This window comes from Limnospira fusiformis SAG 85.79, from assembly GCF_012516315.1.
Lineage (GTDB): Bacteria > Cyanobacteriota > Cyanobacteriia > Cyanobacteriales > Microcoleaceae > Limnospira > Limnospira fusiformis.
This window is the reverse complement of sequence record NZ_CP051185.1, coordinates 6,249,596-6,275,375: the sequence shown is the minus strand read 5'-3', so window position 1 is coordinate 6,275,375 and position 25,780 is coordinate 6,249,596. Positions and strand designations below refer to the sequence as shown.

The 25,780-nt window shown below is 44.0% G+C and carries 29 protein-coding genes and 2 pseudogenes; 12 read left to right on the top strand and 19 right to left on the bottom strand.

The features are described 5' to 3' along the window. Positions 1–38 precede the first annotated feature (38 nt). The 4 genes and pseudogenes from HFV01_RS29385 to HFV01_RS29370 all read left to right on the top strand — a co-directional run bounded on the left by HFV01_RS29385 (position 39) and on the right by HFV01_RS29370 (position 3,140). A pseudogene (locus HFV01_RS29385) lies at positions 39–679 on the top strand (Uma2 family endonuclease). A 118-nt stretch (positions 680–797) separates the two neighbouring features. Beyond that, a pseudogene (locus HFV01_RS29380) lies at positions 798–1,479 on the top strand (Uma2 family endonuclease). A 118-nt stretch (positions 1,480–1,597) separates the two neighbouring features. Then, a complete protein-coding gene (locus HFV01_RS29375; protein ID WP_193520681.1) occupies positions 1,598–2,320 on the top strand; it encodes a Uma2 family endonuclease in 723 nt (240 codons plus the stop codon). A 118-nt stretch (positions 2,321–2,438) separates the two neighbouring features. Further along, a complete protein-coding gene (locus HFV01_RS29370; protein ID WP_006670568.1) occupies positions 2,439–3,140 on the top strand; it encodes a Uma2 family endonuclease in 702 nt (233 codons plus the stop codon). Between the two features lie 75 nt (positions 3,141–3,215). Here HFV01_RS29370 and argJ read toward each other — a convergent pair whose 3' ends face one another. The 14 genes from argJ to HFV01_RS29300 form a co-directional block, all read right to left on the bottom strand. Continuing rightward, complete coding sequence (argJ, locus tag HFV01_RS29365; RefSeq protein WP_006622841.1) at positions 3,216–4,457, bottom strand: bifunctional ornithine acetyltransferase/N-acetylglutamate synthase; 1,242 nt, start codon at positions 4,455–4,457, stop codon at positions 3,216–3,218. A gap of 194 nt (positions 4,458–4,651) precedes the next feature. Then, complete coding sequence (gifA, locus tag HFV01_RS29360; RefSeq protein WP_006668916.1) at positions 4,652–4,846, bottom strand: glutamine synthetase inactivation factor IF7A; 195 nt, start codon at positions 4,844–4,846, stop codon at positions 4,652–4,654. Positions 4,847–4,919: 73 nt separating this feature from the next. Next, positions 4,920–5,117, bottom strand: coding sequence for a glutamine synthetase inactivation factor IF7A (gifA, locus tag HFV01_RS29355; protein WP_006668917.1), 198 nt, complete (start codon positions 5,115–5,117; stop codon positions 4,920–4,922). Between the two features lie 54 nt (positions 5,118–5,171). Then, positions 5,172–5,369, bottom strand: coding sequence for a glutamine synthetase inactivation factor IF7A (gene gifA, locus HFV01_RS29350; protein ID WP_006668917.1), 198 nt, complete (start codon positions 5,367–5,369; stop codon positions 5,172–5,174). 54 nt (positions 5,370–5,423) lie between these two features. Next, the gene (gene gifA, locus HFV01_RS29345) at positions 5,424–5,591 is read right to left on the bottom strand and encodes a glutamine synthetase inactivation factor IF7A (RefSeq protein WP_193520680.1); all 168 of its coding nucleotides are present in this window, start codon (positions 5,589–5,591) and stop codon (positions 5,424–5,426) included. A gap of 85 nt (positions 5,592–5,676) precedes the next feature. Next, positions 5,677–5,874 (bottom strand): glutamine synthetase inactivation factor IF7A, encoded by a 198-nt coding sequence (gene gifA / locus HFV01_RS29340; protein ID WP_006668917.1) that lies wholly within the window; start codon positions 5,872–5,874, stop codon positions 5,677–5,679. A gap of 54 nt (positions 5,875–5,928) precedes the next feature. Next, positions 5,929–6,126: a glutamine synthetase inactivation factor IF7A gene (gifA, locus tag HFV01_RS29335; RefSeq protein ID WP_006622840.1), complete on the bottom strand. Its 198-nt coding sequence runs from the start codon at positions 6,124–6,126 to the stop codon at positions 5,929–5,931. Between the two features lie 219 nt (positions 6,127–6,345). Continuing rightward, on the bottom strand, positions 6,346–7,938 hold the full coding sequence (locus HFV01_RS29330) for a glycoside hydrolase family 57 protein (protein ID WP_006622839.1): 1,593 nt from the start codon (positions 7,936–7,938) through the stop codon (positions 6,346–6,348). Positions 7,939–8,115: 177 nt separating this feature from the next. Further along, positions 8,116–9,171 (bottom strand): sensor histidine kinase, encoded by a 1,056-nt coding sequence (locus HFV01_RS29325; RefSeq protein ID WP_006668920.1) that lies wholly within the window; start codon positions 9,169–9,171, stop codon positions 8,116–8,118. Positions 9,172–9,178: 7 nt separating this feature from the next. Then, positions 9,179–10,078, bottom strand: coding sequence for a HAMP domain-containing protein (locus HFV01_RS29320; RefSeq protein ID WP_006668921.1), 900 nt, complete (start codon positions 10,076–10,078; stop codon positions 9,179–9,181). Between the two features lie 311 nt (positions 10,079–10,389). Beyond that, positions 10,390–10,926 (bottom strand): CDP-diacylglycerol--glycerol-3-phosphate 3-phosphatidyltransferase, encoded by a 537-nt coding sequence (pgsA, locus tag HFV01_RS29315; protein WP_006622833.1) that lies wholly within the window; start codon positions 10,924–10,926, stop codon positions 10,390–10,392. A gap of 44 nt (positions 10,927–10,970) precedes the next feature. After that, positions 10,971–12,740 (bottom strand): serine/threonine-protein kinase, encoded by a 1,770-nt coding sequence (locus HFV01_RS29310; protein ID WP_006622832.1) that lies wholly within the window; start codon positions 12,738–12,740, stop codon positions 10,971–10,973. Positions 12,741–12,811: 71 nt separating this feature from the next. Then, complete coding sequence (corA, locus tag HFV01_RS29305; protein WP_006622831.1) at positions 12,812–14,011, bottom strand: magnesium/cobalt transporter CorA; 1,200 nt, start codon at positions 14,009–14,011, stop codon at positions 12,812–12,814. Positions 14,012–14,218: 207 nt separating this feature from the next. Further along, positions 14,219–14,473 carry a pentapeptide repeat-containing protein gene (locus tag HFV01_RS29300; RefSeq protein ID WP_006668922.1) on the bottom strand — a complete coding sequence of 85 codons (255 nt, stop codon included), beginning with the start codon at positions 14,471–14,473 and terminating at the stop codon, positions 14,219–14,221. A gap of 392 nt (positions 14,474–14,865) precedes the next feature. Between HFV01_RS29300 and HFV01_RS29295 the strand changes: the two genes are divergently transcribed. The 3 genes from HFV01_RS29295 to HFV01_RS29285 all read left to right on the top strand — a co-directional run bounded on the left by HFV01_RS29295 (position 14,866) and on the right by HFV01_RS29285 (position 17,824). Then, positions 14,866–15,468, top strand: a complete 603-nt coding sequence (locus tag HFV01_RS29295) for a CHAP domain-containing protein (RefSeq protein WP_006622829.1) — start codon at positions 14,866–14,868, stop codon at positions 15,466–15,468. Between the two features lie 89 nt (positions 15,469–15,557). Beyond that, positions 15,558–15,809, top strand: coding sequence for a hypothetical protein (locus tag HFV01_RS29290; RefSeq protein ID WP_006622828.1), 252 nt, complete (start codon positions 15,558–15,560; stop codon positions 15,807–15,809). 8 nt (positions 15,810–15,817) lie between these two features. Continuing rightward, a complete protein-coding gene (locus tag HFV01_RS29285; protein WP_193520679.1) occupies positions 15,818–17,824 on the top strand; it encodes a CHAT domain-containing protein in 2,007 nt (668 codons plus the stop codon). On the opposite strand, the gene HFV01_RS29280 is transcribed toward HFV01_RS29285, so the two are convergent. Further along, positions 17,770–18,084, bottom strand: a complete 315-nt coding sequence (locus tag HFV01_RS29280) for a hypothetical protein (RefSeq protein ID WP_006622825.1) — start codon at positions 18,082–18,084, stop codon at positions 17,770–17,772. The two genes, HFV01_RS29285 and HFV01_RS29280, sit on opposite strands and share 55 nt — an antisense overlap. Before the next feature lie 207 nt (positions 18,085–18,291). Here HFV01_RS29280 and HFV01_RS29275 point away from each other — a divergent pair, with 207 nt between their 5' ends. From HFV01_RS29275 to HFV01_RS29265, 3 genes are all read left to right on the top strand, one after another. Continuing rightward, positions 18,292–18,666, top strand: coding sequence for a hypothetical protein (locus tag HFV01_RS29275; RefSeq protein ID WP_006622824.1), 375 nt, complete (start codon positions 18,292–18,294; stop codon positions 18,664–18,666). A gap of 3 nt (positions 18,667–18,669) precedes the next feature. Then, entirely contained in the window at positions 18,670–20,106 is a 1,437-nt protein-coding gene (locus tag HFV01_RS29270) for a hypothetical protein (protein ID WP_193520678.1), read from the top strand. A 99-nt stretch (positions 20,107–20,205) separates the two neighbouring features. Further along, positions 20,206–21,339, top strand: a complete 1,134-nt coding sequence (locus HFV01_RS29265; protein ID WP_006668926.1) for a glutathionylspermidine synthase family protein — start codon at positions 20,206–20,208, stop codon at positions 21,337–21,339. On the opposite strand, the gene HFV01_RS29260 is transcribed toward HFV01_RS29265, so the two are convergent. Together HFV01_RS29260 and HFV01_RS29255 are read right to left on the bottom strand one after the other, a co-directional pair. After that, entirely contained in the window at positions 21,336–21,650 is a 315-nt protein-coding gene (locus tag HFV01_RS29260) for a hypothetical protein (RefSeq protein ID WP_006622820.1), read from the bottom strand. The genes HFV01_RS29265 and HFV01_RS29260 overlap by 4 nt on opposite strands. Then, a complete protein-coding gene (locus HFV01_RS29255; protein ID WP_039932726.1) occupies positions 21,647–22,237 on the bottom strand; it encodes an EndoU domain-containing protein in 591 nt (196 codons plus the stop codon). The genes HFV01_RS29260 and HFV01_RS29255 overlap by 4 nt, the downstream gene beginning before the upstream one ends. A 121-nt stretch (positions 22,238–22,358) precedes the next feature. Between HFV01_RS29255 and HFV01_RS29250 the strand changes: the two genes are divergently transcribed. Beyond that, positions 22,359–22,820, top strand: a complete 462-nt coding sequence (locus HFV01_RS29250) for a hypothetical protein (protein WP_006668929.1) — start codon at positions 22,359–22,361, stop codon at positions 22,818–22,820. A gap of 25 nt (positions 22,821–22,845) precedes the next feature. Here the strand turns inward: HFV01_RS29250 and HFV01_RS29245 are convergent, their stop codons facing one another. Next, positions 22,846–23,457, bottom strand: a complete 612-nt coding sequence (locus HFV01_RS29245) for a hypothetical protein (protein ID WP_006622817.1) — start codon at positions 23,455–23,457, stop codon at positions 22,846–22,848. 209 nt (positions 23,458–23,666) lie between these two features. On the opposite strand from HFV01_RS29245, the gene HFV01_RS29240 reads away from it, so the two are divergent. Next, entirely contained in the window at positions 23,667–23,936 is a 270-nt protein-coding gene (locus tag HFV01_RS29240) for an FmdB family zinc ribbon protein (protein WP_008056081.1), read from the top strand. Between the two features lie 68 nt (positions 23,937–24,004). On the opposite strand, the gene nadB is transcribed toward HFV01_RS29240, so the two are convergent. Beyond that, positions 24,005–25,780 (bottom strand): L-aspartate oxidase, encoded by a 1,776-nt coding sequence (nadB, locus tag HFV01_RS29235; RefSeq protein ID WP_193520677.1) that lies wholly within the window; start codon positions 25,778–25,780, stop codon positions 24,005–24,007.

The following is a 25,780-nucleotide window of genomic DNA, read 5'->3' as shown; positions in this document are numbered from 1 at the left end:
CTATATAATAGGTGAATATTGATTCATCCGGGTACTGAATGATGGTTCAAACTCCTATCCCCCCTCATATCCTCTACCCCGACTCTGATGGTAAACCGATGGCGGAAAATACCCTCCAGTATGGCTGGATTGTGCGGCTAGTCAGCAACCTTAAACAACTTCTCAAGTCACAAGTGGCTTTTGTGGCGGGGGATTTACTCTGGTATCCCGTCCAGGTAGAACGTCCCCCCGCTCCCAGACAAGCCCCTGATGCGATGGTGGTGTTAGGTCGTCCTGATGGCGCGCGCGGTAGTTATAAACAGTGGGAAGAAGACAACATTCCGCCGCAAGTGGTGTTTGAGATCCTCTCTCCCAGTAACACCATGAGCGAAATGGCTGCCAAACAACAATTTTATCAACAGTATGGCGTGCTGGAGATGTATTTTTATAATCCCCAATCCCATAATTTTTGGGGTTTTCAACGGGCTACCCCCGAAGATAGCTTGGTGTTAATTACCCCCCTAGATTTCCCCTGGACTTCTCCACTGTTGAACATTCGCTTTGAGCTGTTTGATGATGGTTTAGCTGTGTATCATCCTAATGGGGAATTGTTCAAAGAACCGGGGGATTTGTTTGATGAAAACGCAATCGCGCCTTTGCGAAACTCCGGGAATTGGGTATCGATCCAGAAACCCTCTGATAATTGTGAGCAAAAGTTCCTGTCCCTCTCTGGGATTCAGATTGAGGGCGAGGGCTGATTCCACAACCGTTCTAGGGTCGCTATATAATAGGTGAATATTGATTCATCCGGGTACTGAATGATGGTTCAAACTCCTATCCCCCCTCATATCCTCTACCCCGACTCTGATGGTAAACCGATGGCGGAAAATACCCTCCAGTATGGCTGGATTGTGCGGCTAGTCAGCAACCTTAAACAACTTCTCAAGTCACAAGTAGCTTTTGTGGCGGGGGATTTACTCTGGTATCCCGTCCAGGTAGAACGTCCCCCCCGTCCCCAGACAAGCCCCTGATGCGATGGTGGTGTTAGGTCGTCCTGATGGCGCGCGCGGTAGTTATAAACAGTGGGAAGAAGACAACATTCCGCCGCAAGTGGTGTTTGAAATCCTCTCTCCCAGTAACACCATGAGCGAAATGGCTGCCAAACAACAATTTTATCAACAGTATGGCGTGCTGGAGATGTATTTTTATAATCCCCAATCCCATAATTTTTGGGGTTTTCAACGGGCTACCCCCGAAGATAGCTTGGTGTTAATTACCCCCCTAGATTTCCCCTGGACTTCCCCACTGTTGAACATTCGCTTTGAGCTGTTTGATGATGGTTTAGCAGTGTATCACCCTAATGGGGAATTGTTCAAAGAACCGGGGGATTTGTTTGATGAACGCGATCGCGCACAACAAGAACGCAATGAGGCACAACAAGAACGCGATCGCGCCTTTGCGAAACTCCGGGAATTGGGTATCGATCCAGAAACCCTCTGATAATTGTGAGCAAAAGTTCCTGTCCCTCTCTGGGATTCACATTGAGGGCGAGGGCTGATTCCACAACCGTTCTAGGGTCGCTATATAATAGGTGAATATTGATTCATCCGGGTACTGAATGATGGTTCAAACTCCTATCCCCCCTCATATCCTCTACCCCGACTCTGATGGTAAACCGATGGCGGAAAATACCCTCCAGTATGGCTGGATTGTGCGGCTAGTGAGCAACCTTAAACAACTTCTCAAGTCACAGGTAGCTTTTGTGGCGGGGGATTTACTCTGGTATCCCGTCCAGGTAGAACGTCCCCCCGCTCCCAGACAAGCCCCTGATGCGATGGTGGTGTTAGGTCGTCCTGATGGCGCGCGCGGTAGTTATAAACAGTGGGAAGAAGACAACATTCCGCCGCAAGTGGTGTTTGAAATCCTCTCTCCCAGTAACACCATGAGCGAAATGGCCGCCAAACAACAATTTTATCAACAGTATGGCGTGCTGGAGATGTATTTTTATAATCCCCAATCCCATAATTTTTGGGGTTTTCAACGGGCTACCCCCGAAGATAGCTTGGTGTTAATTACCCCCCTAGATTTCCCCTGGACTTCTCCACTGTTGAACATTCGCTTTGAGCTGTTTGATGATGGTTTAGCAGTGTATCACCCTAATGGGGAATTGTTCAAAGAACCGGGGGATTTGTTTGATGAACGCGATCGCGCACAACAAGAACGCAATGAGGCAAAACAAGAACGCGATCGCGCACAACAAGAACGCAATGAGGCACAACAACAACGCGATCGCGCCTTTGCGAAACTCCGGGAATTGGGTATCGATCCAGAAACCCTCTGATAATTGTGAGCAAAAGTTCCTGTCCCTCTCTGGGATTCAGATTGAGGGCGAGGGCTGATTCCACAACCGTTCTAGGGTCGCTATATAATAGGTGAATATTGATTCATCCGGGTACTGAATGATGGTTCAAACTCCTATCCCCCCTCATATCCTCTACCCCGACTCTGATGGTAAACCGATGGCGGAAAATACCCTCCAGTATGGCTGGATTGTGCGGCTAGTCAGCAACCTTAAACAACTTCTCAAGTCACAAGTGGCTTTTGTGGCGGGGGATTTACTCTGGTATCCCGTCCAGGTAGAACGTCCCCCCGCTCCCAGACAAGCCCCTGATGCGATGGTGGTGTTAGGTCGTCCTGATGGCGCGCGCGGTAGTTATAAACAGTGGGAAGAAGACAACATTCCGCCGCAAGTGGTGTTTGAGATCCTCTCTCCCAGTAACACCATGAGCGAAATGGCTGCCAAACAACAATTTTATCAACAGTATGGCGTGCTGGAGATGTATTTTTATAATCCCCAATCCCATAATTTTTGGGGTTTTCAACGGGCTACCCCCGAAGATAGCTTGGTGTTAATTACCCCCCTAGATTTCCCCTGGACTTCTCCACTGTTGAACATTCGCTTTGAGCTGTTTGATGATGGTTTAGCAGTGTATCACCCTAATGGGGAATTGTTCAAAGAACCGGGGGATTTGTTTGATGAACGCGATCGCGCACAACAAGAACGCAATGAGGCACAACAAGAACGGGATAAGGCAAAACAAGAACGCGATCGCGCCTTGGCGAAACTCCGGGAATTGGGTATCGATCCAGAAACCCTGTGAGCGCGAATAGTTGATATTTGTCGGAACAATCAACCCGGTTTCTGTGAGCAACCGGGTTGATCAGGTCAAGACCAATTAAGTAGTGTATTCTGCATTAATTTTCACATAATCATAGCTAAGGTCACATCCCCAAGCCTTACTACTTCCTGGCTCATCACCAATTTTAACCTTGATTAACACTGTATCTTCCTGAAGATAAGCCGCAGTTTTAGCCAGTTTTAAATAATTACTGGCCGCAGCTGCATCAAAAGCTAAAGGCTGACCATTTTTCATCAGTTGAAACTCACCCAAGGAAATCTCTAACTTATCCTGGTCAAAACGAACCCCAGCCCGTCCGGCTGCAGCCGCAATTCTTCCCCAATTAGGGTCACAACCGAAAATCGCCGCCTTTAATAAAGAAGACCCAACAATAGTTTTAGCAACCATAGCCGCCGCTGCTTCTGTGGGTGCGCCAGTTACCTGCACTTCAATTAAACAGGTAGCCCCTTCTCCATCTCTGGCGATCGCCTTAGCTAAATGTTCACAAACTGCTGTCAGCATCGCTTCTAATTTATCAGCATCAGGTCCGGGTCCAGTAATTGCCGGAGTGCGGGACTGACCATTAGCTAAAGCAATCAGCGTGTCGTTGGTGCTAGTATCCCCATCAACTGTAATTTGATTAAAACTACGATTGGCAGCCCTAGTCAGCATTTCTTGCCACAGAGGAGGAGAAACCGCAGCATCACAGGTGACAAAAGCCAGCATTGTTGCCATATTAGGATGAATCATCCCCGAACCTTTGGCAATGCCACCAATCCGCACCGGGCGATCGCCAAATTGAGTTTCTAAAGCAATGGATTTCATCACCAAATCCGTCGTCATAATTGCCCCGGCTGCCGCTGTCCCGCCGTTTTCGGAAACCTCAGACACTAATTGGGGAATGGCTGCTATGAGTTCCTCCATTTTAATCCGTTTACCGATGACTCCGGTGGAAGCTAGTAAAATCGAATCTGGATCAATATTTAACGCCGCCGCCAAGGCTTTCGCACTATCTTGGGCATCTTCCCACCCCTGCTGTCCTGTCCCGGCGTTGGCTTGACCGGAATTACATAAAATCGCCCGCACACTGGGTTTCGCTTCTAACTTTTGCCGACAATAATCTACACAGGCGGCGCGCACTTGGGATGTCGTAAATACCCCCGCTGCGATCGCCTCTACATCTGATATAATCAACGCTAAGTCTGGCGCTCCAGAAGGTTTGAGCCCGGCGGTGATTCCACTGGCTTTATATCCCTTGGGTGCGGTGATGCCACCATCAATCTTTTGCCACTCTGACATAGGTTTCGCCTTCTAGCATCTACTCTTGAGCAGAAGGCATTATACCAAGTTTTAATTGAAAATCCCCACCCAGCGGGATTGCTACAGTGGGGATTTGCACAAACAAATTCATGGATAATTAACTATCCCCCACCTGAAGACGGCTAGGTGGGGGTGGGGACAAAGATTTTTCAATTTTTCGTGGTGTTGAAATTTTAACTCATCGAAGCTCGGGAGCGATCGTAGTTATCCCGTGAGTCGGAATGGGGTTTGCCTTGAATCGTGCTATAATAATCCCCAACATCGATACCTACTTCCTGCGCCGAACGGTTGAGCATAGATTGCTGACGGTTCTTGATGTTATGATGATGACGCATCATTAGCGCCCTGGCTTCATCTTGAGTACACATGGTTTTGGTCTCCCGCTAATTGATATTTATTAAGTCAGATTGAAATGAGGAATTTAAAAAGGGTTGCAGTCCTTTAACTCATTGATGAGGAACTGCGATCGTAACTCATACTTGAATTGGAGTTAGGTTTCCCTTGGATGGTGCTATAATAATCGCCCACATCGTCGATACCTACTTCTTGAGCCGAACGGTTGAGCATAGATTGCTGACGGTTCTTGATATTTTGGTGATGACCCATCATTAAAGCTCGTGCTTGGTCCTGAGTACCCATGATTTTTGTCTCCTAGTATATGGAATTAACTGATTGAAAAAGGGTTGAAGTGCTTTAACTCATTGATGAGGAACTGCGATCGTAACTCATACTTGAATTGGAGTTAGGTTTCCCTTGGATGGTGCTATAATAATCGCCCACATCGTCGATACCTACTTCTTGAGCCGAACGGTTGAGCATAGATTGCTGACGGTTCTTGATATTTTGGTGATGACCCATCATTAAAGCTCGTGCTTGGTCCTGAGTACCCATGATTTTTGTCTCCTAGTATATGGAATTAACTGATTGAAAAAGGGTTGAAGTGCTTTAACTCATTGATGAGGAACTGCGATCGTAACTCATACTTGAATTGGAGTTAGGTTTCCCTTGGATGGTGCTATAATAATCGCCCACATCGTCGATACCTACTTCTTGAGCCGAACGGTTGAGCATAGATTGCTGACGGTTCTTGATATTTTGGTGATGACCCATCATTAAAGCTCGTGCTTCGGTCCTGAGTACCCATGATTTTTGTCTCCTAGTATATGGAATTAACTGATTGAAAAAGGGTTGAAGTGCTTTAACTCATTGATGAGGAACTGCGATCGTAACTCATACTTGAATTGGAGTTAGGTTTCCCTTGGATGGTGCTATAATAATCGCCCACATCGTCGATACCTACTTCTTGAGCCGAACGGTTGAGCATAGATTGCTGACGGTTCTTGATATTTTGGTGATGACCCATCATTAAAGCTCGTGCTTGGTCCTGAGTACCCATGATTTTTGTCTCCTAGTATATGGAATTAACTGATTGAAAAAGGGTTGAAGTGCTTTAACTCATTGATGAGGAACTGCGATCGTAACTCATACTTGAATTGGAGTTAGGTTTCCCTTGGATGGTGCTGTAGTAGTCACCCACATCTTCCATACCTACTTCTTGAGCCGAACGGTTGAGCATAGATTGCTGACGGTTCTTGATATTTTGGTGATGACCCATCATTAACGCCCGTGCTTGGTCCTGAGTACCCATGTTTTTTGTCTCCTAGTGATTTGAGTGGGTTTTTTCCCCCACGCTTACTACTATACTATAAAATTCTGTAGTCTATTTTACAGAATACCAGAAGTTTACAAAATTTAACATTAGTTTCGGGCTAAATTAGCGATCGCATTCTGACAAAAAAGCCCCAGCCCCCTTAGTGGCTAGGGTTGATAGGATGATAGGAGGGTTAGAGCGGGGGTAGGGGTGAGGCTACATCACAGGTCGATAGACCCGATAGTTAATGTTGGGGAAGATATTATCGAGAGTTTCCACCTTTTGGAGCCATCCCGCATCAATTTTACCGATCTTGATATCCTCATAAATCTTGTTAAAGCGCATGAGATGGGATTTAGTGCGGCGCACAGCATAGGGAACCATAGTCCCAGAACTGATAATAAAAGCCCAGTCAGAGGATTGAGCCAGCAGCAATTCCCGCGCCGCCTGATTGAGAGCCCGCAGTTCCAACTCATTAAGCGCTTCTCGACAAGCGAGGGAAATCATGCGCTCTGTCGCTTTATGTAAATGGGGATATATCCAGGAGTTAGTATGGTTAAGCCAATATTCATGAAATCCCTTATAACCCCAACTCGACTGAGCCGGACGACAGACCTGCTGGGTGGGGTAAGTCTGTAAATAATCAGCTAGATGGGTCATCGCGTAAACATCTTGATCAAACCAAGTCTTGCGGAACAGAAGATCTAGGAACCAAGGTCCTTCATACCACCAGTGTCCGAAAAGTTCCGCATCATAGGGAGAGACAATAATGGGGGGGCGCTGCATAATCCCCTGTAGGTGTTCAACCTGGCGCTCTCGGTTAAACATAAAATTGGCAGCGTGTTCCGCGACTTTTTGTTTAGCCCAATAGGGGTCATAGAGTTCTTTATCTGCTAGTCCTAAGTCGCGCCCAGTAATTTTGTGATATTTGATGCCCGTATTTTTCCGTTGACCGTTGGGCATGATATAGGGTTTAATATATTCATATTCAGCTTCCCAACCTAAATCTTTATAAAACTCTCTATATTCGGGAGAGCCGGGATATCCCACCTGGGAAGACCAGACCTGCTGGGATGATTCATGGTCGCGAGCAAAAACGGCGACTCCGGTTTCCGTAAAAATGGGGGCATAGGTACCAAATCGGGGACGGGGTTGGGCATAGAGTACCCCATGGCCATCGGTGAGAAAGTAGCGTAAACCACAGTCGGCTACAATCGTTTCCAAACCATTATAATAGGCGCATTCTGGCAGCCAGATACCTCTAGGGGGGCGACCAAAGTTTTCTTCGTAGTGTTCGCAGGCGACTTGGATTTGGGCGTGTACCGCTTGGGGGTACATTTTCATTAGGGGTAGATAGCCGTGGGTGGCTCCACAGGTGATAATCTCTAGGTTGTTGCTGTCTTGGAATTGCTTAAAGGCTGTAACTAAATCCCCGCTATATCTTTCCCAGAGGGTACGGGCTTCGGCAAATTCTTCAATATAATGTTTGGCTAGATAAACTAGATGGTCATTGTGTTGGTTGTGGTCAACTTCTTTCTCGACCAATTCCTGTAGTTTGGCTAAGTGTTGGTCGTAGCGTTCTTGCAAAAGCGGATCGCGGAGCATGGACACCAGAGGGGGGGTCAGGCTCATGGTCATTTTGAATTCAATGCGATCACGTTTGAGCCCTTCAAACATTTGGATCAGAGGAATATAGGTTTCGGTAATGGCTTCAAATAACCACTCTTCCTCTAATACATAGTCACTTTCGGGGTGTCTGACAAAGGGTAGGTGAGCATGGAGTACCAGGGCGAGATAGCCAATAGACATAATGATTTAGGGCAAATTAAGGATTTATAGGGAGTTGGGGTCCCGGTGGATTCACAATATGTTAAGATTTTAAATCACTATGGTAATCACAGGACAATGTTAATTCTACCGGAATTGGTCGAGCCGCGCTTTGATGAAATTGGCGATTGGGAAGCGATCGCCTGATTTCTTGGGGTGTCACATTCCCGTAAATGTGTTTTCACCCATAACTAGGGGGAAATATGCCGTAAAGGTTGACCCTTCGCCGATTTCACTGGCCACGGTGATGGCTCCTCCCATTAACTCACAAAATCTTTTGCTGATTGATAGTCCTAACCCGGTTCCTTCGTAGCGGCGGGTGGTGGAGTTATCCGCTCGCTCGAAGGGTTCAAAGATTTTGGTCATCTGTTCTGTGGTCAAGCCAATTCCCGTATCGATGACCTCAAAAGCCACCCCACCTTGTAATTGGTGTTCGTCATTCACTAAGACTGATGAGGCTAAATTTTCCCGCAGGTAGGCCGAGATTTTGGTGTCAAGCTGACCTATATAAATCACATTTAAGTTGACCAAGCCATTTTCTGTGAATTTGGCGGCGTTACTCAGAAGGTTAAGCAATACTTGTTTGACTTTGATGCGATCGGCATACATTCCCTCAACATCAGGGGTACAGTTGACTTTAAGTTGGTTATGATTTTTGGGGAATAATGGCTGCACCAGTGCTTCGATTTCTTTGATTAAGGTGGCAATATTAAAGTTTTCTAAGCAAACCGTCATCATCCCTGATTCTAATTTGGAAATATCTAAAATATCTTGAATAATAGTTAACAGATGCAGTCCTGATGCTCGAATTTGATCCAGGTCGGGAATAAAATCTGTATAGCCAAAATCCACAGCATCTTCTCGCAAAAGTTCGCTATAACCAATAATGGCATTTAACGGTGTACGCAGTTCATGACTCATGCTGGCTAGAAATTCACTTTGAGCATGGTTGGCGCTTTCGGCAGCATCTTTAGCTCGTTGTAATTCAATTTGAGCTAATTTACTTTGGGTAATATCACGGATGATTGCCAAAACTTCACTTTCTCCACTCACGACAATTCTGGCTTCAAAATGATGGCGTTTTTCATCAAAAAACCATTCATATTCAAATACTTGTACTTCCTGAGTAATTAGAGCTTTATTGACATTTTTTAGATAAAGATTAGCCAAATTATTCGGCAATAAATCATAAATACTCTGGTGTAGATAATCCAAAATTGACTTAATTAATTCGCCTAGATGCTTGAAAGTCTAAAACCAGACCCTCTTGATTAAATCTTAGCATTAAATCGGGGATAGCATTAAGCAATGCTCTGTTTTTAACCTCACTTTTTCGGAGTGCTTCCGCTCGTAGTTCTAAGCTGGTGATTAGTTGTTCCTTGCTTTCGACTAAATCTCGCAATTGTTTAGTCATTTTGTTAAAAGAATCCGCTAAAACCTGAAGTTCATCTTGGCTTTGTAAGTCGATTTTTAACTCTAAATCTCCGGCGGCTAATTCTTTGGTGGCGGCGGTCATTTGTTTAAGGGGTTCAGTAATTGAACGGCTAATTATCGAGGCGAGACAAGCTCCAGCAATGGCGGCAATCATAGCAATAATTAAACCCTGATTGCGGACGGTTGCCATTTTATTTTCTAAGGGTTGCGTCGAGAGTCCGACACTGACAGCACCCACGATTTTACCGTTGAAGGTAACGGCTTTTACTCCCAATAGTTGTTGATTGTCATACTGCCAATTCAACAGGGTTTCTGAGGTTTTCAGTAACTCCACAACCCCAGGTTTCAGGTCGATATCATTGGTAAAAATCTCCGAGTTATAGACATCTGCAATTACCCTACCTTCGGCTTGATAGATATGACCGGAAACTAAAATTTGAGCAGTTCCTAGTTGCTCCATTAGTCGGGTGAGAAACTGAACATCAGAAACTTCCAAAGGTTCAGCGGACGCAATGGAGATGGTTTCTAGTAATATATTAGCCTGTTGTTCTAGTTCTTGTTTAAAACTGTGTTGCTGAAGCTGAAGGGAAAGCCAAGTGACGCTGGTTACTACTATGATGACTAACCGGGTCATGGCTATAGTGAGTTTTTGGACTAGCGAAACTCGTTTACCCTGAAACTTTCCCATGTAAATCACCTATGATAAACCTAGTTATCAAGTTATCCAAATTGGTAGTTACGGCGTTAATTTTGGCACAACAATTGGGGAGAAAAACCATAGATAAACTCACGAGAACACCTAAAGATAAAAGCAGAAAATTATTAAGATCAAGTTATTATTGGTGTATTGACCCCCCTATACCTAACACCCTACACCCTGCTTCTAGGGGAATGCACACCTGAGAGCAGGTGTCTATAAGTATTTTAACAGAACTTGTGAATTTGTTAGGCTGTTCGGGTGGTGAAAGTTCACTGGGAAAAGTTCCGGTTTTACTGAAATTAGCTAGAATGATTTGGGGGGGTTTGTTGGCTGGGTATGGGGGGTAAAATATAAATTAGACCGGAAATTAAGGTGATGGCTACGGCGAGCCAAAATATGCCGATCGCAATTGTTTCCCAAATGGGGGAAAGGGGAGCAATTAATAAAGCAATGGCGACTATTTGCACAACGGTCTTGATTTTTCCTAGCAGGTTGGCTCCGGAAATTTGGGTTTGATTAACTCGCCACCCAGCGATCGCTAATTCTCTCCCCAAAATCAGAAACACTCCCCAGGCGGGAATTTCGCCGATTTCTACCAGTGCTAACAGGGGAGCTAATACCAGTAATTTATCTACGAGAGGATCGAGGATTTTTCCTAGGTCTGTGACTTGGTTCAGTTTTCTGGCTAGGTAGCCATCTAGCCAATCGGTGGCGGCGACGATGATAAAAATACCTAGACAGAGCCAGCGATTTTCTGGGGTCGGTTGCTCTAAAGTCCACAAGATAAAGGGAATCCCTAAGAGACGGGAGGTGGTGATTAATGTGGGTAAATTCATGGTTGATGGAATTTGGGGTTTGATGGCTATTGGGTTTGTAAAAACTATTCCCGTCGCCAAATTTTGATGGTGTTGTCACTACTACCACTGGCGATGGTGCGATGATTGGGACTGATGGCGATCGCATTAATATCTTTGGTGTGTCCTACTAGGGTATCAATGGCTTTTCCTTGGTCGAGATCCCAAATTTTGATGGTGCGATCGGCACTACCACTGACTAGCAGTGATTTTCGGTCTTGGTCGGGAGAGCGAATAAATGCAACAGTTCTCACCCAGTCTTCGTGTCCGGTTAAGGTTTTTAGGAGTTGCTGAGTTTCCATATCCCATAGTTTGATGGTGTTGTCACTACTGGCTGAGGCGAGGATTTGACTATTGGGACTAAAAGCGATCGCATTAATGTCCCGCTCATGTCCTAAAAGTTGCCCTAGGTGTTCGGTACTATTTACCTCCCATAGGTGGATAGAATTATCGCTACTGGCTGCTGCTAACAGTTCCCCATTGGCTGAAATGGCAATGCCATTAATCCCCCGCGAATGTTGTAAGGTGTGGCATAGTTGACAGGTGGAAAGTTTCCAGATTTTCACGGTTCCATCGTCACTACCACTGGCAATAATATCGCCTTTGGGACTAAAGGTGATAGACATGGAAACTCGGTCGGTTTCATGAGCCGCAATGGCGATCACTTCTTCGCTGTTTTCTAGGTTCCATAGATGAATCTGACCGTCACCACTACCCCCCGCTAAGAGTTTTCCATCTGGACTAAAGGCGATCGCCAGAATGGGTTGAGAAGATCCTAGTAAAGATATCATAAATTCTCCCGTCTGTGGTCGCCATAGTCGAATAGTGCGATCGAAACTACCTCCCGCCAAAATATTACCATCGGGACTAAAGGCGACACAAGATACAGAACTCCAATAGTCGCTCAAAGTTTGGGGACGTTTCCAACCCACACTATTTTTAGCCGAGGGGAAGCTAACTGGTTGCGTAATTACGCTAAGTTGGTTACTACGAGCATTTAGATCTTGCAGAACTTCTGACGCTGATTGATAGCGGTTATTAGTCGCATCTTCAATCAGCCGATTCAGAATTTTTGTCAGTTCATCACTGATGGGATTATTCACTAAATAATGATGCCACACCCAGCAAAATTCTCCAGTATCAAATAAGTCGAACGGTGACATTTGCGTGAGTAGATGTATACAAGTGACACCTAGACTATATAAATCACTAGCAAACGAGGCTTTTCCTCTTAGTTGTTCCGGAGCAATATATTCCGGTGTGCCAATTATAGTTCCTGTGCGTAGTAAAGCACTACCGATCGCCTCTTTAGCTGCGCCAAAGTCTACCAGCACCAATTGTCCGTTAGCAGAACGGATAATATTCTCTGGTTTGATGTCTCGGTGGATAATATTCTCGGAATGTACAAATTCTAGCACTGGCAATAAGTTAGCCAGTAGGTAGCGAATTTGAGACTCGTTAAATACTCCCCTCTTGGCGAGGATTTCCGATAAATTATCACCCTCAATATATTCTAGCACCAAATACTGGCTATTGTCAACTTTAAAGTAATTAAAAATTTGGGCGATTTGTGGATGTTTACCGAGATTTTCTAAACGGGTGGCTTCTAGTTCAAATAGTTCCGAGGCTTTGGCGAGACTTTCCCGACCTTTCCATTGGGGGGAGAAGTGTTTAACCACACAGGGAGAATTAGCCGAATTTTGCTGATCTATGGCTAAGTATGTGGTACTAAATCCCCCTTCTCCTAAGCATTTGATGATTCGATAGCGTCCAGCAATTATCTGTTCAGTTTTCATAGTAAGTTAGCTGTGAAGGTGAACAAAAAACAGTCAAATAGTGGCTATTTGCGGAATTACCCAGATTTTCACTAATGGTCGCGGTCAAATTGGGAGAAATCATTAAACCAACCTCGTTTCCAAAAAAAGTAAATTAAACTACCCGCCATAATTGCCATTAATGCTAGGGATATTGGATAACCATAATAGGATTTTAATTCTGGCATATTCCAGGGGGAGGTTTCCGGGTCAAAGTTCATTCCATAGACACCGACAACAAAGGTTAGGGGAATAAAAATTGTCGAGATGACCGTTAAAACTTTCATGATTTCATTCATGCGGTTTCCCATAGACGACAGGTAAATACTAATCAGATCTGAGGCTAACTCCCGGTAAGTCTCCAGCATATCGCGAATATTGACTGTATTATCATAACAGTCTCTCAGATAAACTCGCACTTTTTTGCTGACCAATTTATTTTTGTCGCGAATCAGGATATTTAAGGATTCTCGCTGATACCAGATCGCGCGACGTAAAACAATCAGATCCCGTTTCGTTTTATAGATATTCTGCATGGTTTTGGATTGTGGCTGAAACAAAACCTCATCCTCTAAATCTTCTAGCATATCGCTATAGACTTCTAAGACCGGGAAAAATTCATCAATAATCGCGTCTAAAATAGCATAAGCCAGATAGTCCGTGCCATATTTGGTAATATTACCTTGATTTTGGCGAATCCGATTTCTGACAGGTTCTAAACAGTCATATTTAGGCTTTTCTTGAACTGTGATTACATAATGTTCCCCTAAAATAATACTAACCTGTTCTTTATGTAATTTTTGAGACCGGGGACTTAACATGACCATCCAAGCGATAATTACTACATGATCGGGATTGTCATAATAAACAACTTTCGGACGCTGAGGAACATTCACCACATCTTCTAAAGCAATGGGATGAAGGTTAAAAATTTCGGTCATCTGTCGCCAGGTTTCTAAGTTTCCTAAACCTTGTATATCTAACCAGGATATACATTCAGAATCATGATAACGAGTATATTCTGAGGGACTGTTGATGATAGTACGCATAGCAGTAGTCTGGTTGTACTCAATGACTACCAGTTGAGGAGGAACTGCATCACTTTTCAGGTCTAGGGTTCCGGGGAGGGTTCCGGGTTCGTCAAAAAAATAGTCTAACTCTGATTGTTCTTCGTCTTCTTCGGTGATTTCTAATTCTGGGTCGGGACTAGATGGGGGTTTGACATTTGAGGTCATAAAATATGCGATCGCCATAAATTACTATGATGATTATTGTATCGAAATTCCCTCTAAGTTTAAATAGGCGATCGCAGTTGCGGGATGACCAATTGTTGAAATTTTGGTCAACAAGTTAATTTAACTAGCCAGATTGAGTCTATCCCATATCATTAAATCATAATTTATCTCAGACTAACTGTGGACGCAACACTATTTCAGTCGTTGCGTCCCGATTTGCTTCTTTCAATAGTTGGCGATACCTAATTCTTGTTGAAGAGATTGATGATAACGAGCAGATTGCCAATTTACAGCCTGTTTAATTTGGGAAACTCGCAAATTGCGAACCTGACTAAAATCAGCATCTTGCAGATTAGCACCCTCAAAAATAGCGTGTTCTAAATCTGCCTTACCCAAATTAATACCCGCCAAATTAGCATTAGTCAGATCCGCACCTTTGAGATTAATAAAAAACGACTTTTTGGAACCATTAGCTTTCATGATACTGTCTCCCCAGATTTGGTGCTTTGATATAGCAGTTACCAGGACAGTTATTAAACAGACCACTGACGCTAAGGGTAGAGTCCTTTTAACTCCTGATTCCCGGCTCCCTGTTATGGTTTCCATTATGCGGCAGATGACAGACAATTTCTGTGATATTATGGCTAAAGGTTGGTGAATTTGATCAATTCGGAGAGTGATTTGAGTGGACTAAGACAGTGATCTAGATCAATACTGTTGTAAAATGATGGTGGCAGCGGAGATTTTTAGTAGTGCCAGGGGTTCTGGGTATCAGGACAGTTGAGAAACTGTGCTAATTGGAGACCAAAAACTAAACTAATGATTTGATAATTGAGATATAACTAAGATAAATAGTAAAGGAAAATTCTACCATGACGACAGCAAATGATGTTCTGCGAGTGGCTGTGGCGGAAATAGGCTACACTGAATCACCCCCACACAGTAATCAAAATAAATATGGTCAGTGGTATGGTATGAATCATGTGCCTTGGTGCGCGATTTTCGTGTCCTACTGCTTCGATCGCGCGGGTCTGACCCTACCAATTCGCACCTCCAAAGGATTTGCCTATTGTCAAGATGGGGTACATTGGTTTCAGAGACAGGGCCGATGGTTTTCTCAGCCACAGGTTGGGGATGTGGTATTTTACTGTTGGCAGGGGGACGGCATCTCTGATCATGTGGGAATTGTAGAAACTATTCATTCTGATGGTAGTGTCACCAGTATTGAGGGTAACACAGCGGTTGGTAATGAATCTAATGGCGGAGCAGTCATGCGTCGCCAACGTCGTCCTGGGGGGATTATGGGTTATGGTCGTCCGGCTTATAAACAACAGCCTACACCAGCACCTGCAACCCAAAACACTACTCCAACTCCCCCGACTCCTGAAACCAGTCAACCCACGCCAACTGATACAGTCCCAGAATATCACCGCAACCTCTTAGATGCTTTGACTCGCCGTGATTCTTCTTCTTAGTAAAAAAAACCCGGTTCTCGAAAACTGGGTTTATGAGTGCTTCTTGGTATCTAATCACTAACTGTTAATACTTACCACATCAGAGGATTATGCCACCAGCTAATTTTCATCAAGTTTTGGAACTAGCAGAGTCTCTGTCGGAGTCCGAGCAAGATTTTTTAATTGAAATTCTGCAAAAACGATTATCCGAAAAAAGGCGGAAAGAAATTGCTGAGAGTATTGTTGAGGCTCATGCTGAATATAAACAGGGTAAAACTCAACCAGTGACTGTTGATGATTTAATGGCGGATAAAGAAACCCGGTTCTCGAAGAAACCGGGTTTCTCTGGGGTTGACACTTAGCTATAGTGATGCTATACTTAGATTTGAAAATAATCGCCATATTCAGGAAGCGTGGGATTATTATTGTGATATTTGGCGATTTAATAGCAAAATTCCCGTTAGGTCAGCGTGCCGAGAATATTGAAAAGGCGATCGCTTACTATCAAGACGCTTTAGAAGTGAGAACCCGCCAAGCTTTTCCTTACGATTATCTAACAACATCATTTAATTTAGGGGTTGCTTATCAAGAATTAAAACAATGGCAACTCGCTTATGATACCTTTGATAATGCCATTGAAACCGTCGAAGATATCCGGACAGAAATTGTTAAAGGGGGAGATGCAGATAAACAGAAATTAGCCGAAGAATGGCAGACGCTTTATCAACACATGGTCGAAGTTTGCATCGAACTGAAAAACTATACCGCCGCCATTGAATATGTGGAACGCAGCAAAACCTGTAACCTGGTTGAACTCATGGCAACCCGTGACCTTTACCCCAAAGGCGATATTCCCCAAACCGTCCTCGATGAACTCACCCGCCTGCGTGGAGATATCGAAACCGAACAACGTCGCCTGGAAATTGAAGAACGCAACCGCGACAACTTTGGCGGCACAACAATGGGAGAACGCGGCGCTAATGTCACCACCGCGCCAACTTCACCGCCAGACCGCAGCCGCCTCTACCAACTTCAGGAACAACTAGATCGCCTGATTAACCTTGATATTACCCCCATTGACCCGGAATTCCGCCGCACCCAAAAGGTTCAGCCTATGCCTTTTGCAGAAATTCAAGCGTTAACAGGGGAAAATACCGCGATTTTAGAATGGTATATTTTGAGCGATCGCTTTTTGGTGTTTATCGTCACACCCCCGACAAAACCCACCGCAACCGACGGGGAAAGGGTGACACTCTGGCAGTCTAGTCCAGCAGATTATCAGCAATTAATCCAGTGGGCTAATGACTACTTAAATGCTTATCAAAACCGCACGAGTCAAAATTGGCAAAATAGCCTGATTTCCCGCCTGCAAAAACTGGGGGAAATTCTCCATATTCATGAACTGCTCGCGACTATCCAGAAGACGGCTAACAAATGCGATCGCCTGGTTTTAATTCCTAACCGCTTCCTGCATTTATTCCCCCTTCACGCTATCCCCCTCTCGGTATCCGGGGGAAATATCACCTATTTAATGGATCGATTTTCCGGCGGGGTTAGTTATGCACCCAGTTGTCAACTTCTGCAAACCGCAAATAATCGCGATCGCCCGAATTTTTCGGAACTTTTTGCCATCCAAAACCCCACCGAAGATTTGGAGTTTACCAACTTAGAAGTTCAGACCATTTCCAGCGATTTTCAACCCCAGACTATTTTAGCTCACAAAAAGGCGACCAAAACCGAGTTAAATTCTGCACACCAAAGGAAACTAAAATCAGCCCATTGTCACCATTTTTCCTGCCACGGTTATTTTAATTTTGCCAATCCCCTACTGTCCGCTTTATTACTCGCCAACTGCTACCTAGAACCGCCTCCCTCGCCGATTGACCGCAACTGCCACCTACCTGTTAATGATAACAAAACTGTTGATTTAAGTCAATGTTTAACGTTGGGGGATGTGTTTACTTTCGATTTGGGTTGCTGTCGGTTGGTGACGCTTTCCGCCTGCGAGACGGGGTTGATTGATATTCTCTCCAACAGTGATGAATATATCGGCTTACCCAGTGGCTTTTTGGTGGCGGGTTCGACTAATGTGGTGAGTTCCCTTTGGGCGGTTAGTGATATTTCCACGGCGTTATTAATGATTCGGTTTTATGAATTATTAAGGGATGGATATAATGTAGCGATCGCTTTAAATTCTGCCCAAAAATGGTTAAGGAATGTCACGAAATCCGATTTATTAAATTGGATAAAACCCGCCCACAAAATGAAGTTAAGGATGTCTTTACAACAGATAAAAGATGATCAACCCTTTGCTTCTCCCTACTACTGGGGGGCATTTTGTGCGGTGGGGAAAGTTACAGAAACCCGGTTTCTTTGAGAAACCGGGTTTCTAAATTCGATGTCATTTAAAATACTGGCTAAAATTTCGGGAGTCAATCCGTTATCAACTGCTTTTTTTCCGATTTCTGTCATGGTTTGACGCAGCTTGTTTGTCGCTGATGTCCTGGAAAGCAATTGATTTTTTAGCACAAAAGCAATCTTCGTCTCTATCTGTAGCTTTTCGAGTTGGTCAGCATGGCGATAATATTCGGCGATATCAATCGGAACTTTAATAGTGATTTCTTTTAAGTCGGTCATGTTGTTTTCCTCAAAGCACTATATAAATGGGGATTTTTAGGGGTTCGCAAAGCTAATTTTAATGGTTGAGACACCCCCTACCCTATTCTATCATCTGGGATTACCCATTGTCTATCTAACCAAAGTCCCAGAAACCGGGTTTCTAAATTCGCACCCAAACCAGAAATCTGATACAATGGATATAATGATGCGTTTTCAAATAAGTCTATGTCTTTTGAGGAACAAAACTTAGCCGCTTTTGTCCAACTCCTACAGGAACAGCCTCAATTGTTTACCGACCCAAAACGTCAAGAACTACTTAAGTTAATTGAACCCTTAGCAGATGATACTGAAACCTTATCTAGTGCTATATCTATGTGGTATGAACAATATAATAATATTGTGAATAGTCAGTTTCAAATATTGAACAACTATATTTATAGCCAGCAGTCAGAACCCAGTGATCAACGTTTAGCCGGAACTACTAGCTTCTCTTCAACTCCTAGCCAACCTCGAATCACTAAAGAGTTATTAAAAAATAGCATTGTGCAAAGTCAGCCAACTAAGCAAACTCCCCCCAAGAAATCATCAACTGATAATTAATAGATGGTCGCCGATACTCAGTTAGAGACTGTGAAAAACCCGAAGCTAACCTTAATCGCCTTTCAACTGCGAAACATTTTGCAGTCGGGAGATGAACCCATTGAAACATCAGACCATCTGTGGGAAAAATGCCGGGAATTGGGAATTAAATTGGGTTCTCCTCAGTTAAAAGACTTGATTAAACAAATCCAGAAACCTGACGGGAAAATTGATTTTGCGTCAACGGATAATAACTCGGACCATATCCCACTGTTGAAACCTGACCCAGATACCTTTTTATATTTCTATGGGAAACCGGATGCTAATTATCCTCAAATTCAGGGGGGAGTGTATCCGCTGCAAATTCATGATACCTACGCCGTTGATATTACTTTTTATCGACCGGAAGCAGTTGTGAAAGTCTCGGAATTGCAGACATTTATCAATCCCCACAATTGCTTAAATCCCGATTTTATCCAATCTGATTTGGGACAAACTCTCCTGTTTTGGGCTGAACCCATGGCGGCGGAAAATAAAAGCGATCGCCATTTCCTCAATGCTTGTATTCGGGGATTATTTCCCACCCCAGAAGCCGAACTTTTATTAAAACATCCCCCCAGTGAGGGTCAGTTATTCGGGAGTCCGATTTTTGAATATCAAACCCCTACCAATCATCTATTAATCTGGTTGAATAATTCCCCGGAAACTCAACAGTTAGAAAGCCAAGGGGTATATTATGAACCCTTGATTCATCTATTATGTTGTCGCCATAAAATCCTCTATGCTTATCGCCAGTCCCGTTGGTGTAATCAACAGGCGAAACAACTCTATCAACAATTATCCCCCCATCTCAAAATCCTTGAGGAATTACCAGAACCCACCCCGCCAAAACTAGAGATTTTAAAGCAGGAATTAACCAAACTACCCCGACTATCCTTTAAATATTTCAACCATATTCAAGAGATTAAACTCCACTTAAACACCATTGAAACCAACTTAAAAAACTATCAAACCTGTGTGAAAGAACTGGAAGATATCGCCTTACCTGAAGATGACTTGCCTTTTTTGCATGAGTTTCAAGCCAAAGCCAGAAGTACATTTATCGAACAAATAGAAGTCGATTTAGAGTATTTAATCCCCGGACAAGACTTGTTTTCAGAACTGATTAACACCATTCGCGGATTAGTAGAAATTGAACAAACAGAATGCGATCGCTCCTTAGAACACACCATCCAAATTCTCGGGGCTGGACTGGGTGCGGGAGGTATTGTCGCTTCGGCGGTTTCCGGTCATATTGAACAAGGTTTCCTGGTGAAAGATGACCAAAATCAATATATCTTAAATCCCGGAATTTCTGCCTTATTTTGGAGTCTTTTCGTCTTCCTGCTAGTCGGTGGTGTGGTCGGTTCTATCAATGGTGGGTTACTTGAGTGGTATAATAACTACTTGAAAAAGCGATAACCATCAAGGCTGAGGAATTTAAGGTTTTTTTAAGATTTTCCCCTTGACAAACCCCCTCTGATAGCATATTCTAGTAATCAGACTATGGTAAGTTCAAAAATGCAGCGTATTTCAATCACACCTCGTTCTGACTGGCAAGACAAATGCGACGAGGTGGGATTTCATTTCTACGAACTAGATGGATTGTATTGGAACGAAAGGGTTTGTTATCAATTTACCAGCGAACAAATTGACGAAATAGAAGCGGCTACCCAGGAACTACACGAACTCTGCTTAGAAGCCGTTGATTGTATTGTGTCGGAACAACGTTATCAGCAACTGTCAATCGACCCAGATTTTTTTGAACTATGTTGTCGGTCTTGGACGCGGGAAGACCTGAGTTTATATGGTCGGTTTGACTTGGCTTATGATGGCGTTAACCCCCCCAAATTACTGGAATATAATGCCGATACTCCGACGGCTTTGTTAGAAGCCAGTGTGGTACAATGGATGTGGTTAGAAGAGGTTTTTCCTGATGCTGATCAGTTTAACTCAATTCATGAAAAATTACTAGCCCAATTCCAGACAATTTACGAAAATTCACCCCCACAAGGAAAGTATCTACATTTCACCTGCGAACGGGATACAGAGGAAGACTTGGGGACTGTTGAATATTTAAGAGATTTGGCGATGCAAGCAGGTTTTGAAACCAAACATCTATATATAGATGAAGTGGGTTGGGATTCTCATAGGATGTGTTTTTGTGATTGGGAATATAAGCCAATTAAGTTAATGTTTAAACTCTACCCTTGGGAGTGGATAGTTGATGATGAATTTAGCCAGTTTCTGCTGAATGAACCGATGCAATTGCTAGAACCACCCTGGAAAATGATTCTCAGCAATAAGGCGATTTTACCAATTCTCTGGGAATTATTTCCAGATCACCCTAATTTATTACCTGCTTATTTCGATTCTAGCCCCCTGCGACATCCCTACATCAGTAAACCTATTTTCTCCCGAGAGGGTGCTAATATTAGCATTTATTATGGCGATCGCACTTATCAAACCCCAGGGATATATCAAGATGTACCCGTGATTTATCAAGCCTACTTTCCCCTCCCAGAATTTCAAGGTTGTTATCCGGTGCTGGGTTCTTGGGTTATCGGTGGGGAAGCAGCCGGGATTGGTATTCGAGAAGATCGTACCCCCATCACCCAGAATACTAGCCAGTTTATCCCCCATTATTTCATCTAACTTTCAAGTTTTTCTTGCCAGCATAAAATAGCCTGTTTAAACTCATTGAGAGAGATAGTTTCGATGGGTTCATCATCTATAATCAAATTCTCAATGGTCACATTTTGGGGGGACAAACTCACATAATAAGCATTACCAGAACAGATACAATCAGCCATTTCGCCATTTTCTAACGCCGCAATTTGATTGCAGATATGCCTAACATATTCGCAGTTATCTTGAACATCCAAAGTTAAAAATTCCACTACCAGGCGGTGGGCGTTACTTTGTTGTTTCCACTCTGACCAGTCCCAATTAGTTTCCATACTCATCTTGACAACCTTAAAGGAAATCCTGTGTTAATTTTACCATCTGAATTAGTAGCCCCAACGACGACGTATTGGCTGCCATCATTAGCCTGACAAAACCGATTATCTCCGCCGCTAGGGCTATTATAGCCACACCAAGCCCAATTAGGAGCGTTAGAAGGACATGATATCCTATTGTCGGCGGCGTGAGCAATGGAGTTAATTACCTGTGTGGGAGTACAGCGATCGGGAAACATAGTCGAAAATTTGGTGGCTTGAGATGACCCTTGATAAGTCCATTCTCCTGCGTAAATACCCTGACTATTGGCGGGTTGGGTAATGTTAAATCTGGCAACAGTGGAGGGATTTCTTCCCCCAGGACGCGAATGAAATCCTACCAGTCTCCCCCGTTGATTCAGCTCCCCACAAAAAATATGTGTATGATTAACTTGTCGGTTATTATAGGCGGCTACCCAATGGCTGGAATTTAAACAGTTACTCGCTTTTCCGGGTTCACTAGCAGCAAACACCAATATAGCCACTGTTGCCATAAATAGCCCTAAAATGTTGATTAATTTGGCGACCTTCCGCCTAGGGGTTGTGGTTTTCATTTTATGGATGGTATGGTGATGATCACTGTTATATGATAACATAATTTTAGGCAATTTTCCAGGGTAAGATGATGGGAGCAGATCCCAGTCTGTAAACAGTATTGAGAAATTTTGGGCTAAAATGAGCGATCGCCTGTGGGTTAGAAAATTTACCCCTACCAGGAAATTACCTATAATCACTGTAATTATACCTTTATTAGCATTGACGTTATGGGGATGTTCTCCGGTGGGAATAACACCAACACCCACCTTAATTCAACAAGCCCTAACCATACAGATTAAAGAAATCCATCAACAACTCAAGCTACAATCAGATTTTGCCAGGTCTCCCCAATCATTTAAAATCACACGGGTAGCCATCTCGAATATGGAACCAATAATGATTAACAACCTCCAAGGATTTAAAGTTGAGGGAACCTATAACCTGAGTGTTAAATTTAGCGATCGCTGGTGGCGGGAACAGCAGAACCGATTTCAGATTTACCTACAAAGACAAGCCCAAGGTAGAATCTGGAGATTAGCACGTTTAGAAAATCAGACAAATCGATGGTCTACAGTGCCAATTCCCCATCGACGTTTTTAGGGATATCAGCCTGATTAATCATAACTTATCCCAAACGATGATTACTTTCCATTTCCCAGGGTTCCGATTTAGCATCAGTCAACCTGGGATTATTGCTAGGCTTTAAAACCGATTGAATAGTCCGCAAAAAACGATTAGGCTGACCAGATTTCATCGCCTGACGTTCCTGGACTTTTTTCGCCAAATGTCGCATAACCGAGGCATCTAATTCATCAATAAAGTGTTCGGCAATGCGTTCTCCGACACATTCGATCGCCTCGGAATATTGAGCCATTAACAGGTCAACGGTAGCCGCCGCACCATCCACCATTTCATCATCAGATGTCGGGGTAGTTTCCGCCGAGGAATTGGGGGAATGAGAGGAATTATTAACAGGTTGTGGAGGCTGATAATTAGTACGATAAGGACGGCGGTTAAGTAGATTTTGATATTCATCAATAGTCATCCCCAAATTATGAAGGTGATGATGAACATGATCCAGCAAATCGATTTCTTGAGGGGAATAGGTGCTACGATTGCCATTTAATCCGTGCAGTGTTGCCCAGGTTTTGAGGAGGCTAGTATCATTAATGTGATATCGGTCTAATAATTGAGTAGTGGTTAAATCCGTCTCCGGGGTAGGCTTAAAATCACTCATCTAAATTTCTCCTTAAAACTAGATCTCAGACAACCAGACCAGGGTTGAGACCCACCAGAGTCCGTAAATCATCCCTAACCCCGGTGGGGCTTCATCGCTACGACATAGATTATCATCAATAGGGCCGTGTCGTTCAAATTTTATGTAAATTTTAAGTTTTTATGGTAAAAATGAATATAGGGCTTCTTTATCTGTTTGAGAAAACTGCTATGCCAATCTACGATTATTTGTGTCCTAGCAATAACCGCAAGATTGAGGTGATGCACAGTATCAATCGGGAGGTGAAAACCTGGGGCGAGGTTTGTCAGTTAGCGGGTTGTGAAGTGGGGGATACCCCAGAAGATGCACCCGTCCGTCGCCTCTTGAGTTCACCCATGCTGTCTATTCCCACTTCTAATGCTGATTACAGAAATGCGGGGTTTACCAAGCTAGTCAAGCGAGATAAGGGGGTTTATGAGAATGTGACCGCCCAAGATTAATCGACTCCTAAATGAGTATCGCCATGGATTAACCCTCTCCTACTAATGGGATGGCTAATCCTGGTTAATCATTTCGTCGGTAGATTAACCCGATTCACAGTATGAATTTGCCAATCTGGGCTAGTTTCTGGGTAATCTAGGCGGTAATGTCCCCCTCGGCTTTCCTTGCGAAAAGTGGCACTTCGCAGAATCAAATATCCGATATCTAACAGGTTGAAAGTTTCCGCCAACGCTTTCAAAGTTTTGCCCGATTCAGGAGATAATAACTGCATATTTTGCCGAGGATTCATGGTCAGCAAATATTTACTGATTTGTAATTTTTGCAACTCCTTGCGCCAATTTAAAACAATGGGGATAGCTGCTTCTAGGACGGTTTGGGTCCGACAAATTCCGGCACTTTCCCACATCAAAGCCGCCAAACTGTGGCGAATTTCCTCCATTTTCTCTAATTCTTGAGCATAATCAGATTTACCTTGCACCAATATCATGGAAGGTGTATAATCGATATATTTATGGTCAGTCAAATCCATTTCAATTTTGGATAATTGAGAAGCAAAAACCAAACACTCCAATAGGGAATTACTAGCCAAACGGTTAGCGCCGTGAACTCCGGTGCTGGCAGTTTCTCCAATGGCATATAACCCTGGCATAGAGGTGCGATTCATTAAATCACAGGTAATACCTCCCATCCAATAATGGGCAGCAGGAGCCACAGGCATAGGTTCATTAAAGACATCAATGCCCCAATGTTGACAGACGTTAATAATATTCGGAAAACGATGGCGAATTTGATCTGGTGGTATGGGTCGCATATCCAAATACACATTATCCTCAGCGGGGTGATCTGAGGTTTTTTGTAGGTGCATAAAAATGGCGCGACTCACGACATCTCTAGGGGCTAATTCCCCGGCTGGGTGATAGTCAAAGGCAAAACGCCGCCCTTGGCGATCGATTAAATGAGCCCCTTCTCCTCGCACAGCTTCACTGATTAAAAAATGGGGTGCGCCGGGTTTCATTAAGGCTGTGGGGTGAAATTGGAAAAATTCTAAATCTCGGACCGCAGCCCCCCCTCGCCATGCGATCGCAATGCCATCTCCGGTGCTAACTTCAGGGTTAGTAGTTTTGGCGAAAACTTGACCGCCGCCACCAGTGGCTAATACGACAGCCTTAGCTTGTAGCCAGCGAATTTGACTTTGATACAGGACACTAACACCCTGACAACGCCCAGTTTGAGGATTTTGCCATATACTTAAAGCGATCGCCCCAGAAACCACCTGAATATTAGGGCGTTTCAATACCGTAGCCATGAGGACATCAACGATCGCCCTTCCCGTAGTGTCGCGGGAGTGGAGAACCCTGGGATAAGAGTGGGCGGCTTCTAGGGTAGTGGCTAATTTTTCTCCAGTGCGGTCAAAGTCCACACCCAAATTCACTAAAAACTCGATCGCCTCCGCCGCATGGTCTACCAAAAACTGTACAGCTTGGCGATCGCATAATCCCGCCCCCGCCTGTAAAGTATCCTCCAGGTGTAATTCTGGCGTATCTGGGGGATAAATAGCCGCCGCAATGCCACCCTGAGCCCAGGGACTAGAGCCACTTCCCAGGCTATCTTTAGTAACTAAACCGACGCGCAAATGAGGCGGAATGCAAAGACTGGCATAGAGTCCAGCCGCACCACTTCCCACCACAATGATATCAAATTGATTAGGAATTTCCTCCGCCGACTCCGAGAACTCCGAAGTGGGGTTGGGGTTATGTTTCATGCTGTTAAATTCGACGCTTCCAACGAGTATATCGATTCTTTTCTGGAATTTCAGCAATTGCCGAAAAAAGCCTAGGGCCAT